At 67.2% G+C, this 14836-nt stretch carries 8 protein-coding genes and 3 rRNA genes; 5 read left to right on the top strand and 6 right to left on the bottom strand.

Features of this window, described 5'->3' with window-relative positions; translation table 11 throughout:
- Positions 1-3: 3 nt before the first annotated feature.
- From LIX60_RS19465 to LIX60_RS19450, 4 genes are read left to right on the top strand one after another with little or no spacing between them, the layout of a single operon-like run.
- On the top strand, positions 4-705 hold the full coding sequence (locus LIX60_RS19465; protein ID WP_227962834.1) for a DUF4129 domain-containing protein: 702 nt from the start codon (positions 4-6) through the stop codon (positions 703-705).
- Complete coding sequence (locus LIX60_RS19460) at positions 702-1952, top strand: DUF4350 domain-containing protein (protein ID WP_227959612.1); 1251 nt, start codon at positions 702-704, stop codon at positions 1950-1952. Before LIX60_RS19465 ends, LIX60_RS19460 begins: the two co-directional genes overlap by 4 nt.
- Entirely contained in the window at positions 1949-2914 is a 966-nt protein-coding gene (locus tag LIX60_RS19455; protein WP_227959611.1) for a MoxR family ATPase, read from the top strand. Before LIX60_RS19460 ends, LIX60_RS19455 begins: the two co-directional genes overlap by 4 nt.
- Before the next feature lie 15 nt (positions 2915-2929).
- Positions 2930-4240: a DUF58 domain-containing protein gene (locus LIX60_RS19450; RefSeq protein WP_227959610.1), complete on the top strand. Its 1311-nt coding sequence runs from the start codon at positions 2930-2932 to the stop codon at positions 4238-4240.
- A 160-nt stretch (positions 4241-4400) separates the two neighbouring features.
- Here LIX60_RS19450 and rrf read toward each other — a convergent pair.
- From rrf to LIX60_RS19430, 4 genes are all read right to left on the bottom strand, one after another.
- A 5S ribosomal RNA gene (gene rrf, locus LIX60_RS19445) occupies positions 4401-4517 on the bottom strand.
- Positions 4518-4592: 75 nt separating this feature from the next.
- Positions 4593-7718: ribosomal RNA gene (locus LIX60_RS19440) — 23S ribosomal RNA — on the bottom strand.
- Positions 7719-8023: 305 nt separating this feature from the next.
- Positions 8024-9549: ribosomal RNA gene (locus LIX60_RS19435) — 16S ribosomal RNA — on the bottom strand.
- Together the 16S, 23S and 5S rRNA genes form the textbook arrangement of a ribosomal RNA operon.
- A 597-nt stretch (positions 9550-10146) precedes the next feature.
- Positions 10147-11154 (bottom strand): stage II sporulation protein M, encoded by a 1008-nt coding sequence (locus LIX60_RS19430; RefSeq protein WP_227959609.1) that lies wholly within the window; start codon positions 11152-11154, stop codon positions 10147-10149.
- 130 nt (positions 11155-11284) lie between these two features.
- Here LIX60_RS19430 and LIX60_RS19425 point away from each other — a divergent pair, with 130 nt between their 5' ends.
- On the top strand, positions 11285-12319 hold the full coding sequence (locus LIX60_RS19425) for an RDD family protein (RefSeq protein WP_227959608.1): 1035 nt from the start codon (positions 11285-11287) through the stop codon (positions 12317-12319).
- 88 nt (positions 12320-12407) lie between these two features.
- Here the strand turns inward: LIX60_RS19425 and LIX60_RS19420 are convergent, their stop codons facing one another.
- On the bottom strand, positions 12408-13022 hold the full coding sequence (locus LIX60_RS19420) for a hypothetical protein (protein WP_227959607.1): 615 nt from the start codon (positions 13020-13022) through the stop codon (positions 12408-12410).
- Between the two features lie 72 nt (positions 13023-13094).
- Positions 13095-14552 carry an adenosylhomocysteinase gene (gene ahcY / locus LIX60_RS19415; protein WP_019711661.1) on the bottom strand — a complete coding sequence of 486 codons (1458 nt, stop codon included), beginning with the start codon at positions 14550-14552 and terminating at the stop codon, positions 13095-13097.
- Positions 14553-14836 lie beyond the last annotated feature (284 nt).

The following is a 14836-nucleotide window of genomic DNA, read 5'->3' as shown; positions in this document are numbered from 1 at the left end:
GTGATCGCGGCAGCGGGCGGTCTCGCGGCGACGTGGTACGGGATCCGCGCGGAGGACGACGTCCCCGTGCGGATCCCGCGTCTGCCCGCCCGCGAGGCGGCGGAGGACGAACTCTCCAAGCGGATGTACCAGGAGCACCAGCCGAGCCTCCTCCGGCGCGCCCTCGACCGTTTCTGGGAGTGGCTCGACACCCTCTTCAACGCCGCCGCCGGGGTGACCCCCGGCGGCCCGGTGGGCCTGGCCGTCGTCATCGCCGTACTCCTCCTCCTCGTCGTGGCGCTCCGTCTGCGACTCGGCCCGCTGCACCGCGCCCCCGCCGGCGCGGCGCCACTCTTCGACGACCGGCCGCGGAGCGCCGCCGAACACCGGGCGGCCGCCGAACAGCATGCCGCCGCCCAGGAATGGGACCTGGCCGTGCGGGAACGGATGAGAGCCCTCGTCCGGTCCCTGGAGGAGCGTGCCGTGCTCGACCCGCGCCCCGGCCGCACCGCCGACGAGGCCGCCGCCGAGGCGGGACGTCCGCTGCCCGGCCACGCGGCCCGGCTGCGCACCGCGGCCCGGGACTTCGACGACATCACCTACGGCGGGCGCCCCGGCACTCCGGAGGTCTACGGCCGGCTGCGGGACCTGGACGCCGACCTCCGGCGCAGCAAACCGCAGCCCGTCGCGGCCGGCGCCGGGTCCGGACCCGGGGGAGCCGCATGAGCCGGACAGCCGCCGCCGGGACCTCGGCCACTCCCACCGCCCACCAGCTCTGGACCCGCTCCCGCGGCCTGCTGCTCGCCCTCGCCGTTCTCGTACTGGCGGGCATCGCCCTCGCCGCCGTGCGCTCCGGTGAACAGCACGGCCGGCTCGACCCGCGCTCCGCGGACCGCTACGGCAGCCGCGCCGTCGCCGAGCTGCTGGCCGACCGAGGTGTACGGACCACCGTGGTCACCACCACCGCAGAGGCCGCCGCCGCGACCGGTCCGGACACCACCCTGCTGATCACCAACCCCGACCTCCTCACCGAGCGTCGGCGGAAGGCCCTGAGGAACGCGGCCACCGCACCGGGGGTGCGCACCGTGCTCCTCGCCCCCGGGCCCGCCGCCACCCGCACCCTGGCACCGGCCGTGCAGGTGGCCGAACCGGCCGAGGTCTCCCCCCGCTCCCCGGACTGCGACCTCCCCGCCGCCCGCCGGGCCGGAGACGCCGAACTCGGCGGCATCCGCTACGCCCCCTCCTCGACGGCGCCCGACGCCGACAGTTGCTACCTCAGCGACGGCCTGCCGACCCTGGTCCGGCTCCCGGACACCGACAACCGCGACACCGTCCTGCTCGGCTCACCCGACATCCTCTTCAACGACCGGCTCGCCGAACGCGGCAACGCCTCCCTCGCCCTGCAACTCCTGGGCTCCCGAGCCCACGTGGTCTGGTATCTCCCCTCGCTCGACGACGCCGCATCCGACGGCGAAGAACGCGGCTTCCTCCAACTCCTGCCCTCCGGCTGGAACTGGGCAGTGGCGCAACTGGGCATCGCGGCCGTCTTCACCGCGCTCTGGCGGGCCCGGCGCCTGGGACCGCTCACCCCGGAACGGCTTCCGGTCACCATCAGGGCCTCGGAGACCACCGAGGGCCGGGCCCGCCTGTACCACCAGGCTCGCGCCCGGGACCGCGCCGCCGAGATCCTCCGCTCCGCCACCAGAACTCGGCTGGCCCCGGTCGTCGGTGTGGCCGCCGCCCGGGCCCACCATCCCGAGGTGCTCTGCCCGGCTCTGGCCTCCCATGTCCCCGACACCGGCCCGGATCTCCCCACGCTGCTCTTCGGGCCGGTGCCACCCGACGACCAGTCCCTCATCCGCCTCGCCGACGAACTGGACCGCCTCGAACGGACCGTCACCGCAGGCACCCCCGTTTCTCCCACCGCACCTCCTGACGCAGCTCCCACCAAGAAAAAGGACACCACCTCGTGAGTGCCCCGACCGCCGACAGCGCCCGTGCCTCCCTGGAGGCGCTGAGGACCGAGATCGCCAAAGCCGTGGTCGGCCAGGATCCGGCCATCACGGGCCTGGTCGTCGCGCTACTGTGCCGCGGCCACGTCCTGCTCGAAGGCGTGCCCGGAGTCGCCAAGACCCTGCTCGTCCGCGCCCTGGCGGCCTCGCTCGAACTCGACATGAAACGCGTCCAGTTCACCCCCGATCTCATGCCCAGCGATGTCACCGGCTCCCTGGTCTATGACGCGCGCACAGCCGAGTTCTCCTTCCAGCCCGGTCCCGTCTTCACCCACCTGCTGCTCGCCGACGAGATCAACCGCACTCCGCCCAAGACCCAGGCATCGCTCCTGGAAGCCATGGAGGAGCGCCAGGTGACCGTCGACGGAGTCCCCCGACCCCTGCCCGAGCCGTTCCTCGTGGCGGCCACGCAGAACCCCGTCGAGTACGAGGGCACCTACCCGCTGCCCGAAGCCCAGCTCGACCGTTTCCTGCTGAAGCTGACCGTGCCCCTGCCGTCCCGCGAGGACGAGATGGACGTGCTCATGCGCCATGCACAGGGATTCAACCCGGGTGATCTGCAGGCCGCCGGCCTCCGCCCGGTGGCGAACGCCGCCGATCTGGCAGCGGCCCGCGCCGCCGTCGCCGGCACGTCCGTGTCCCCCGAGATCACCGGTTATGTCGTCGATATCTGCCGTGCCACCCGGAACTCCCCCTCCCTCTCACTCGGTGTCTCCCCGCGGGGCGCCACCGCTCTGCTGTCGACCTCTCGGGCCTGGGCCTGGCTCACCGGACGCGACTACGTCATCCCCGACGATGTGAAGGCCTTGGCCCTGCCCACACTCCGCCATCGGGTCCAGCTCCGCCCGGAGGCGGAGATGGAGGGCATCACACCCGACTCGGTGATCCAGGCGATCCTCGCCAACGTCCCCGTCCCCCGCTGAACGGCGCGAGGAACCATGGCTCTCACCGGACGAACAGCTCTGATCGCCGCTCTCGGCGCCCTGGTCACCGGCCTGCTGATGCCCAGCACCACCGGGCTGCTCCTCGTGAACATCCCCCTGCTGCTGGCAATTCTCGGCGACCTCGCACTCGCCGCGCCAGTGCGCAAGCTGCACTTCACCCGATCCGGTGAGACGTCAGTTCGGCTCGACGAACAGGCGTCCGCCCATCTCACCGTCACCAACCCCGCGGGACGCCCGCTGCGCGCCCTCGTCCGCGACGCGTGGCCCCCCAGTGTGCTGCCCACGCAGCACACCACGGCCCTGACCCGCCACCGGCTGACCGTCCCGGGCGGCGAACAGCGCCGCATTACCACCCCGCTCCGGCCCACGCGCCGCGGCGACCACCGGCCCGACCGGGTCACCGTACGGTCCTACGGCCCGCTCGGGCTCGCCGCCCGGCAGGGCCATCACCGGGTGCCCTGGCGCCTCCGCGTCCTGCCTCCGTTCCCCAGCCGCAAGCACCTCCCCGCGAAGCTGGCCAGACTCCGCGAACTGGACGGCCGCACCAGTCTCCTCACCCGCGGTGAGGGAACCGAGTTCGACAGCCTCCGGGAATACGTCCCCGGTGACGACACCCGCTCCATCGACTGGCGCGCCACGGCCCGCCAGTCGTCCGTGGCCGTCCGCACCTGGCGCCCGGAGCGCAACCGCCACATCCTCCTGGCTCTCGACACCGGAAGAACCTCGGCAGGCCGCGTGGGGGACATCCCCCGGCTCGACGCCGCCATGGACGCCGCCCTGCTTCTGACCGCCCTGGCGGGCCGGGCCGGGGATCAGGTGAGTCTTCTGGCCTACGACCGCCGCGTCCGCGCCTCCGTACAGGGCCGCACAGCCGGCGACCTCCTGCCGGCCGTGGTCGGCGCTCTGGCCCCCCTGGAACCCGAACTCGTCGAGACGGACGCCCGGGGTCTGGCCGCCGCCGCCCTGCGGACCGCCCCGCGCCACTCGCTGATCGTGCTGCTGACGACGCTGGACGCCGCCCCCGTGGAGGAAGGCCTGCTACCGGTACTGCCCCAACTCACGCACCGTCATACGGTTCTGCTGGCCGCGGTGGCCGACCCCCGCATCCAGCAGATGACCGAAACCCGTGGCACCGTCGAAGCCGTCTACCAAGCAGCCGCCGGCACCCGCACACAGGCGGAGCGAACTCGTACAGCAGACCGGCTCCGCCGCCACGGCGTCACCGTGGTCGACGCCACCCCCGAGGAGCTCGCTCCCGCCCTGGCGGACGCCTATCTCGCCCTCAAGGCAGCCGGCCGCCTCTGAGGGACCGGCGAACGAGAACAGAACCACGCCCGCCCGCCGCCCCATGCTGTCTTCCGCCATCCCACACGAGGGTTGGCGAACCCGGAGAACAACTCCACACACACAAAAAGCCCTGTGGGGGACCGGAGTCCCCCACAGGGCTTCTTCATTCTCAAGAATTGTTCGGCGGCGTCCTACTCTCCCACAGGGTCCCCCCTGCAGTACCATCGGCGCTGAAAGGCTTAGCTTCCGGGTTCGGAATGTAACCGGGCGTTTCCCTCACGCTATAACCACCGAAACACTATGAAACCATACGAACCGGACGGCAACACAGTTCGTTGTTTCAGAACCAACACAGTGGACGCGAGCACCTGAGGACAAGCCCTCGGCCTATTAGTACCAGTCAACTCCACACCTTGCAGTGCTTCCATATCTGGCCTATCAACCCAGTCGTCTACTGGGAGCCTTAACCCCTCATGGGGGTGGGAGTCCTCATCTCGAAGCAGGCTTCCCGCTTAGATGCTTTCAGCGGTTATCCCTCCCGAACGTAGCCAACCAGCCATGCCCTTGGCAGGACAACTGGCACACCAGAGGTTCGTCCGTCCCGGTCCTCTCGTACTAGGGACAGCCCTTCTCAAGACTCCTACGCGCACAGCGGATAGGGACCGAACTGTCTCACGACGTTCTAAACCCAGCTCGCGTACCGCTTTAATGGGCGAACAGCCCAACCCTTGGGACCGACTCCAGCCCCAGGATGCGACGAGCCGACATCGAGGTGCCAAACCATCCCGTCGATATGGACTCTTGGGGAAGATCAGCCTGTTATCCCCGGGGTACCTTTTATCCGTTGAGCGACGGCGCTTCCACAAGCCACCGCCGGATCACTAGTCCCGACTTTCGTCCCTGCTCGACCCGTCGGTCTCACAGTCAAGCTCCCTTGTGCACTTACACTCAACACCTGATTACCAACCAGGCTGAGGGAACCTTTGGGCGCCTCCGTTACCCTTTAGGAGGCAACCGCCCCAGTTAAACTACCCACCAGACACTGTCCCTGATCCGGATCACGGACCCAGGTTAGACATCCAGCACGACCAGAGTGGTATTTCAACGACGACTCCACCCGAACTAGCGTCCGGGCTTCACAGTCTCCCACCTATCCTACACAAGCCGAACCGAACACCAATATCAAGCTGTAGTAAAGGTCCCGGGGTCTTTCCGTCCTGCTGCGCGAAACGAGCATCTTTACTCGTAGTGCAATTTCACCGGGCCTATGGTTGAGACAGTCGAGAAGTCGTTACGCCATTCGTGCAGGTCGGAACTTACCCGACAAGGAATTTCGCTACCTTAGGATGGTTATAGTTACCACCGCCGTTTACTGGCGCTTAAGTTCTCAGCTTCGCCATGACGGATCATGACTAACCGGTCCCCTTAACGTTCCAGCACCGGGCAGGCGTCAGTCCGTATACATCGCCTTACGGCTTCGCACGGACCTGTGTTTTTAGTAAACAGTCGCTTCTCGCTGGTCTCTGCGGCCACCACCAGCTCACACCGCAAGGGTGATCACCAGCAATGGCCCCCCTTCTCCCGAAGTTACGGGGGCATTTTGCCGAGTTCCTTAACCATAGTTCACCCGAACGCCTCGGTATTCTCTACCTGACCACCTGAGTCGGTTTAGGGTACGGGCCGCCATGAAACTCGCTAGAGGCTTTTCTCGACAGCATAGGATCATCCACTTCACCACAATCGGCTCGGCATCAGGTCTCACCCTTACACGGAGGACGGATTTACCTACCCTCCGGGCTACACCCTTACCCCGGGACAACCACCGCCCGGGCTGGACTACCTTCCTGCGTCACCCCATCACTCACCTACTACCCCCTCGGGCCGTCGGCTCCACCACTCCGACCTCGTCCGAAGACTCAGCCGGCGGCTTCACGGACTTAGCATCAGAAGGTTCAGCGCTGGCGCTTCAAAGCGGGTACCGGAATATCAACCGGTTGTCCATCGACTACGCCTGTCGGCCTCGCCTTAGGTCCCGACTTACCCTGGGCAGATCAGCTTGACCCAGGAACCCTTAGTCAATCGGCGCACACGTTTCCCACGTGTGTATCGCTACTCATGCCTGCATTCTCACTCGTGAACCGTCCACCACTGCCTTCCGGCGCGGCTTCACCCGGCACACGACGCTCCCCTACCCATCAGCACCCCCGTTAGGGGTATATGTGCCAATGACACGACTTCGGCGGTACGCTTGAGCCCCGCTACATTGTCGGCGCGGAATCACTTGACCAGTGAGCTATTACGCACTCTTTCAAGGATGGCTGCTTCTAAGCCAACCTCCTGGTTGTCTCTGCGACTCCACATCCTTTCCCACTTAGCGTACGCTTAGGGGCCTTAGTCGATGCTCTGGGCTGTTTCCCTCTCGACCATGGAGCTTATCCCCCACAGTCTCACTGCCGCGCTCTCACTTACCGGCATTCGGAGTTTGGCTAAGGTCAGTAACCCGGTAGGGCCCATCGCCTATCCAGTGCTCTACCTCCGGCAAGAAACACACGACGCTGCACCTAAATGCATTTCGGGGAGAACCAGCTATCACGGAGTTTGATTGGCCTTTCACCCCTAACCACAGGTCATCCCCCAGGTTTTCAACCCTGGTGGGTTCGGTCCTCCACACGGTCTTACCCGCGCTTCAACCTGCCCATGGCTAGATCACTCCGCTTCGGGTCTTGAGCGCGCTACTATACCGCCCTATTCGGACTCGCTTTCGCTACGGCTTCCCCACACGGGTTAACCTCGCAACACACCGCAAACTCGCAGGCTCATTCTTCAAAAGGCACGCAGTCACGACGCACCGGACAAGTCCGATGCGCGACGCTCCCACGGCTTGTAGGCACACGGTTTCAGGTACTATTTCACTCCGCTCCCGCGGTACTTTTCACCATTCCCTCACGGTACTATCCGCTATCGGTCACCAGGGAATATTTAGGCTTAGCGGGTGGTCCCGCCAGATTCACACGGGATTTCTCGGGCCCCGTGCTACTTGGGTGTCGCACAAGCAAGTTGCTGACATTTCGGCTACGGGGGTCTTACCCTCTACGCCGGGCCTTTCGCATGCCCTTCGCCTACACCAACAATTTCTGACTCGCCCGATGGCCGGCAGACCACCGAAGTGCGATCCCACAACCCCGTAAGCGCAACCCCTGCCGGGTATCACACGCCTACGGTTTGGCCTCATCCGGTTTCGCTCGCCACTACTCCCGGAATCACGGTTGTTTTCTCTTCCTGCGGGTACTGAGATGTTTCACTTCCCCGCGTTCCCTCCACATACCCTATGTGTTCAGGTATGGGTGACAGCCCATGACGACTGCCGGGTTTCCCCATTCGGACACCCCCGGATCAAAGCTCGGTTGACAGCTCCCCGGGGCCTATCGCGGCCTCCCACGTCCTTCATCGGTTCCTGGTACCAAGGCATCCACCGTGCGCCCTTAAAAACTTGGCCACAGATGCTCGCGTCCACTGTGCAGTTCTCAAACAACGACCAGCCACCCGCCACCCACACCAACCGTGCGGTTCACCGGGACCGGCAACCGAAGACACAAGCAAACAGCCCGTACCCTCAGACACCCAACAGCGCGCCCGGCACACCCCGGCCCCCACCGCGTTCCACGCCCCGAAGAGCAGTACTAGCAGCAGCAACCGTGATGCGCCGAATAGTCAACGTTCCACCCATGAGCAACCAGCACCGGACACTCGCCGGTGTTCTGGCCTCTGACCCGGCAGAACCGGGTGAGAAGTGCTCCTTAGAAAGGAGGTGATCCAGCCGCACCTTCCGGTACGGCTACCTTGTTACGACTTCGTCCCAATCGCCAGTCCCACCTTCGACGATTCCCTCCCTTACGGGTTGGGCCACCGGCTTCGGGTGTTACCGACTTTCGTGACGTGACGGGCGGTGTGTACAAGGCCCGGGAACGTATTCACCGCAGCAATGCTGATCTGCGATTACTAGCGACTCCGACTTCATGGGGTCGAGTTGCAGACCCCAATCCGAACTGAGACCGGCTTTTTGAGATTCGCTCCACCTCGCGGTATCGCAGCTCATTGTACCGGCCATTGTAGCACGTGTGCAGCCCAAGACATAAGGGGCATGATGACTTGACGTCGTCCCCACCTTCCTCCGAGTTGACCCCGGCAGTCTCCTGTGAGTCCCCATCACCCCGAAAGGCATGCTGGCAACACAGAACAAGGGTTGCGCTCGTTGCGGGACTTAACCCAACATCTCACGACACGAGCTGACGACAGCCATGCACCACCTGTACACCGACCACAAGGGGGGCCGTATCTCTACGGCTTTCCGGTGTATGTCAAGCCTTGGTAAGGTTCTTCGCGTTGCGTCGAATTAAGCCACATGCTCCGCCGCTTGTGCGGGCCCCCGTCAATTCCTTTGAGTTTTAGCCTTGCGGCCGTACTCCCCAGGCGGGGAACTTAATGCGTTAGCTGCGGCACGGACGACGTGGAATGTCGCCCACACCTAGTTCCCAACGTTTACGGCGTGGACTACCAGGGTATCTAATCCTGTTCGCTCCCCACGCTTTCGCTCCTCAGCGTCAGTATCGGCCCAGAGATCCGCCTTCGCCACCGGTGTTCCTCCTGATATCTGCGCATTTCACCGCTACACCAGGAATTCCGATCTCCCCTACCGAACTCTAGCCTGCCCGTATCGAATGCAGACCCGGGGTTAAGCCCCGGGCTTTCACATCCGACGCGACAAGCCGCCTACGAGCTCTTTACGCCCAATAATTCCGGACAACGCTCGCACCCTACGTATTACCGCGGCTGCTGGCACGTAGTTAGCCGGTGCTTCTTCTGCAGGTACCGTCACTTGCGCTTCTTCCCTGCTGAAAGAGGTTTACAACCCGAAGGCCGTCATCCCTCACGCGGCGTCGCTGCATCAGGCTTCCGCCCATTGTGCAATATTCCCCACTGCTGCCTCCCGTAGGAGTCTGGGCCGTGTCTCAGTCCCAGTGTGGCCGGTCGCCCTCTCAGGCCGGCTACCCGTCGTCGCCTTGGTAGGCCATCACCCCACCAACAAGCTGATAGGCCGCGGGCTCATCCTGCACCGCCGGAGCTTTCCACCACCATCGGATGCCCGAGATGGTCGTATCCGGTATTAGACCCCGTTTCCAGGGCTTGTCCCAGAGTGCAGGGCAGATTGCCCACGTGTTACTCACCCGTTCGCCACTAATCCCCTCCGAAGAGGTTCATCGTTCGACTTGCATGTGTTAAGCACGCCGCCAGCGTTCGTCCTGAGCCAGGATCAAACTCTCCGTGAATGCTTCACGCAAGAGCGGCGCAGCCCGGAGGAATAATCCGGACCGCGCACAGCGTCCTCGCTGTCAATTGCCTCCCGACCACCACCGCCGAAACGGTGGCACGGAAGGACTTGTTTCAAAGGAACCTCATCCCGGCAGCAAACAGAAGTTGCCGCCCGGACGGGGTATCAACATATCTGGCGTTGACTTTTGGCACGCTGTTGAGTTCTCAAGGAACGGACGCTTCCTTCGGCCCCGTCTCCGGGCCCTCCGGGCGCTTCCCTTCGGTGTTTCCAACCCTACCAGACACTTTCCGAACCGATTTCCCGGCCCGAATTCCGTATCCAGTGGCCGTTGGAATGGCCTTGCCTTTCGGCTGACCCGACGTTATCAGACGCGTTTCGGCCGAAGCTAATCGGCTTGCGTTTCCGCTGATGAATATCGGGGCGCTCCGTCGAGATCTGCTTTCGACCGGGAGCGGAGGTGATCTTATCGACTGCCGACCAGCTTGTCCAAGCCGTCATGGCAACCCTGTAAAGCTACCTCCCCACGTTCCCCGTGTCAAACGGGAGCCCTGGGCGAAGAGGAGGCTAGCACTTCGGCCGGGCCCGACGCACATCAGGCGGCGGCGGGTTGCCCGGGGCTGCGGTCTGCGGCGGCCACGTCCCCGGTCTCCCCCGCCCGGGCGTGCTTGCCTCCGAGCACGTACACATAGGCCAGGAAGAGCAGTTCGGCGGCCACTCCGATGCCGATGCGGGCCCAGGTCGGGAGGCCCGACGGGGTCACGAAGCCTTCGATGACGCCCGAGAGGAAGAGGACCACGGCGAGGCCGATCGCCATGCCCAGCGCCGCGCGGCCCTCTTCGGCCAGCGCTGTGCGCCGGTCCCGGTCACCCGGGTCGATGACGGTCCAGCCGAGGCGGAGACCGGTGCCCGCGGCGACGAAGACCGCGGTCAGCTCCAGCAGGCCGTGCGGCAGGATCAGGCCGAGGAAGACGTCGAGGCGGCCGGCCCCGGACATCAGGCCGATGCCGATGCCGAGATTGAGCATGTTCTGGAGGAGCACCCACAGAACGGGCAGCCCCAGGAAGACACCCAGCACCAGGGAGAGGGCGGCGACCTGCGCGTTGTTCGTCCAGACCTGGGCGGCGAACGAGGTGGCGGCGTGGGTGGAGTAGTACGACTCGTACTGGCCGCCGGGGCGCGTCATCTCGCGGAGTTCCTCGGGTGCCCCGATGGCGGCCTGCACCTCCGGGTGGGTGCCGATCCACCAGCCGATCGCCGCCGCGACCAGGACGGAGACCTGGGCCGTGGTCAGCCACCAGTGACGGGTGCGGTACAGCGCGGCGGGGAAGCCGGCCGCGAGGAAACGGCCGGCATCGCGCCAGCTCGCCCGCCGGGTGCCGGCGACGGTGCTGCGGGCTCGGGCGGTGAGCTGGGTGAGACGACCGGTGAGCTGCGGGTCCGGTGCACTGGACTGGAGCTGGGAGAGGTGCGTGGCGGTCCGCTGGTAGAGGGCCACCAGTTCGTCGGCCTCCGCGCCGGTGAGTTTGCCGCGCCGGCGCAGCAGGGCGTCCAGCCGGTCCCATTCCGCGCGGTGGGCGGTCACGAAGACATCGAGGTCCATGGACGCTGCTCCTGGGGATGTTCGGGACCGTATCCGCTCCCCAGCTTGGCAGACGGGCGAGGGGCGGCGGCAGACTGGTGGGGAAGAGCCGGGCCGTCGGGCGGCTCCAGGTCTGAGGGAGGACACCCGCGTGAGTGAGCTCGTCACCGGTGAGGCGGTGGTGCTCGGGTTGCGTCCCGCGAAGCTGCCCAGTCGCACCCTGGCCGTCGTCATCGATCTGCTGGTCGCCTTCGCCCTGTACGTGGCCGTCACCATGGCACTGACCGCCGCGGTGTCCTCGCTGGACGAGGCGGCGCAGGCGGCGGTGTCGGTGGCGGCCTTCATGCTGATCCTGGTGGGGGTGCCGATCGCCGTGGAGACGCTGACCCGCGGCCGGTCGCTGGGAAAGCTGGTGTGCGGTCTGCGGGTGGTACGGGATGACGGCGGTCCGATCCGGTTCCGGCACGCGCTGGTGCGGGGGGCGGTGGGGGCCGTGGAGATCATCATGACGTTCGGGGTGATCGCGGTGATCGCCTCACTGGTGTCGGCACGGGGGCGGCGGCTCGGTGACGTCTTCGCGGGCACGCTCGTCGTACGGGAACGGGTGCCGGCTCAGCGGACGGGGGCCGTTCCGCAGGCACCGCCCTGGCTGCACGGGCGCTTCACGGGGCTGGACCTGTCCCGGGTGCCCGACGCGCTGTGGCTGGCGATACGCCAGTACCTGACCCGGATGGACCAACTCGACCCGGACGTGGGCGGGCCGCTGGCGCAGCGGCTGGCGGCGGATCTCGCGGCAGCCACGGGGGCGCCGGTGCCGGCGGACGTACCGCCCGCGATGTATCTGGCGGGGGTGGTGAGCGAGCGGCAGACGCGGGACGCGCAGCGGGTTCTGCCGGTCGCCGCGGGGGCGCAGGGATACGGGGAACCCGGGTCCGGGGGACCCGGCGGGGCCTCGGTCGGGGGGATGTCCGGCTGGGCGGCTCCGTCCGGTGCGGCACCGGGCCCGGGCGGATTGGCCGGCCCCGGCGGGGTGGTGGCGCCGGCTCCCGCCGGATCGCCGGGGGTCGCCGGCGTCGCGAGTGGGAGCGCGGGCCGTGGTGGCGCGGCCGGCGATGAGGGCGCGGCTGGTCGCGGGGGCTCCGGGGGCGGTTCCGGTCCTCGTACGGGGTTCGTGCCGCCGGGGTAGGAACGCGCTGGGTGCGGGTCGTTGCGCCGTTGCCCGCCGGAGGGCTCGGTGCGGTGCGGCCCTGCGGGGGCGCGGGGCCGTGGCGGGGTCAGGGGAAGGCCGAGGGCGGGGTGTCGAGGTCTTCGAGTTCGATGCCGGGGGCCGCGAGGACGACGTCGCCGGCGATGTGCACGGGGTGCCCTTCGCCCGTGTCCAGGTCCGTGACCTGGTACGCGTCCACGGTCAGCGGGCCGTTGTCGGTGGGGTGTGTTTCGCTCTTCAGCAGCGCCCAGGACTGGTCGAGGGTGCGCGGGGCCAGGACCGGGGCAGTCAGGGCGACCAGGCGGACGCGGGTGGCGGGCCCGCCGGGGGCGAGCCGCAGCAGCCGGGCCGTGGCGACGAGAAAGGCGGGGGAAGCGCCGGTGAAGGCATGGGCGGGGACGTTGCCCTCGGTCGCCCGGGTGCCTTCGGGGTCCGTGCGGACCCAGGTGACGCCGTCGAGCGCGGCGCCGCGGACACGCCAGTCCCCGGCGTGGAGTTCGAGCCGGAGCGGCCGGCCCAGGTGGTCGGTGGTCAGGTCGACCGAGCCGGAGGGTTCGCCGGAGGGGCCGGTGGTCCGGGCCGTGTAGCGCCAGCCGGAGGGGCCGGGGGCGCAGTGGAAATGTTCCTCACCGAGGGGGGTCCGGTCGTGGGGGTCGTGGAGCGAGTAGCGGCCGCGGGGCATGGAGCTTCCTTGACGGGGCGGGCCCCCGCACGGTGCGCGGGGGCCCGTCTCGCCGGATGGGTGCCGGTGCTGTCAGTAGCGGTAGTGGTCGGGCTTGTAGGGGCCTTCCACCGGTACGCCGATGTACGCCGCCTGTTCGGGGCGGAGCGTGGTCAGCTTGGCGCCGAGCGCCTCCAGGTGGAGCCGGGCGACCTTCTCGTCGAGGTGCTTGGGGAGCACGTAGACGCCGATCGGGTAGGACTGGGGCTTGGTGTACAGCTCGATCTGCGCGATCGTCTGGTTCGCGAAGGAGTTGGACATCACGAACGAGGGGTGCCCGGTGGCGTTGCCCAGGTTCAGCAGCCGGCCCTCGGACAGCACGATGATCTTCTTGCCGTCCGGGAAGGCCCAGGTGTGGACCTGGGGCTTGACCTCGTCCTTGACGATGCCGGGGATCGCGGCGAGGCCGGCCATGTCGATCTCGTTGTCGAAGTGGCCGATGTTCCCCACGATGGCCTGGTGCTTCATCCTGGCCATGTCGGAGGCCATGATGATGTCCTTGTTGCCGGTGGTGGTGATGAAGATGTCGGCGGTCTCGACGACATCGTCCAGCGTGGCCACCTGGTAGCCGTCCATGGCGGCCTGGAGCGCGCAGATCGGGTCGATCTCGGTGACGATCACCCGGGCGCCCTGGCCGCGGAGCGACTCCGCGCAGCCCTTGCCCACGTCGCCGTAGCCGCAGACCACGGCGGTCTTGCCGCCGATCAGCACATCGGTGGCGCGGTTGATGCCGTCGATCAGCGAGTGGCGGCAGCCGTACTTGTTGTCGAACTTCGACTTGGTCACCGCGTCGTTGACGTTGATCGCCGGGAAGAGCAGCGTTCCGGCCTGCTGCATCTCGTACAGGCGGTGGACGCCGGTGGTGGTCTCCTCCGTCACGCCGCGGATCTCCGAGGCGAGCTGGGTCCACTTCTGCGGGTTCTCCGCCAGTGTGCGGTTGAGCAGCGTGAGGACGTGGCCGTACTCCTCGCTGTCGGCCGTCGACGGGTCCGGGGCCTCGCCGGCCTTCTCGAACTCGACGCCCTGGTGGACGAGGAGGGTGGCGTCACCACCGTCGTCCAGGATCATGTTCGGGCCGCCGGTGACCGTGCCCGGCCAGGTCAGCGCCTGTTCCGTGCACCACCAGTACTCCTCCAGCGTCTCGCCCTTCCAGGCGAAGACCGGGATGCCCTTCGGCTCCTCGGGGGTGCCCTCGGGACCGACGGCGACCGCGGCGGCGGCGTGGTCCTGGGTGGAGAAGATGTTGCAGGAGGCCCAGCGGACCTCGGCGCCCAGCGCGACCAGGGTCTCGATGAGCACGGCGGTCTGCACCGTCATGTGCAGGGAGCCGGTGATCCGGGCTCCCGCCAGCGGCTGCGAAGCCGCGTACTCCTCACGGATCGCCATCAGGCCGGGCATCTCGTGCTCGGCGAGGGCGATCTCCTTGCGGCCGAAGGCGGCCAGGGACAGGTCGGCGACCTTGAAGTCCCGGCCGTTGGCGGCTGTCGTCATTACGAGCTGCTCCTCGGTGAATCGAGTGCGATGGATGGGGCTGATCCGCGACAGGGCATACGGGTCCCACGGCCGCGGCGCAGTCCGTCGGAGGCCCTCTCTCCCTCGGCCGGCTCCCGGAGGGCCCGACCGACCGCCATCAGCAGCGACGTCTGTCCGGTCACGAATCTACACCGATTGGAGCAGCGACCGTAGTGCGCAACCTCGACCCGCCCTGGAGTCGCCTGCCCGGCGGCCGGGCCGGTATGGCTCCGCCCCGGCGCATTTCGTGTCCCTCCTCCGCG

It is taken from the genome of Streptomyces sp. S07_1.15, assembly GCF_020739505.1.
In the GTDB taxonomy this organism is placed as follows: Bacteria; Actinomycetota; Actinomycetes; order Streptomycetales; family Streptomycetaceae; genus Streptomyces; species Streptomyces xinghaiensis.
The sequence above is the reverse complement of the archived record's forward strand: the minus strand, read 5'-3'. Positions and strand labels throughout refer to the sequence as shown.

Bases quoted from the DNA above. Each gene is read 5' to 3' on its own strand.
- LIX60_RS19460 (WP_227959612.1), top strand. From the start codon at position 702: ATGAGCCGGACAGCCGCCGCCGGGACCTCGGCCACTCCCACCGCCCAC.
- LIX60_RS19450 (WP_227959610.1), top strand. From the start codon at position 2,930: ATGGCTCTCACCGGACGAACAGCTCTGATCGCCGCTCTCGGCGCCCTG.
- LIX60_RS19430 (WP_227959609.1), bottom strand. From the start codon at position 11,154: ATGGACCTCGATGTCTTCGTGACCGCCCACCGCGCGGAATGGGACCGG.
- LIX60_RS19420 (WP_227959607.1), bottom strand. From the start codon at position 13,022: ATGCCCCGCGGCCGCTACTCGCTCCACGACCCCCACGACCGGACCCCC.
- ahcY (WP_019711661.1), bottom strand. From the start codon at position 14,552: ATGACGACAGCCGCCAACGGCCGGGACTTCAAGGTCGCCGACCTGTCC.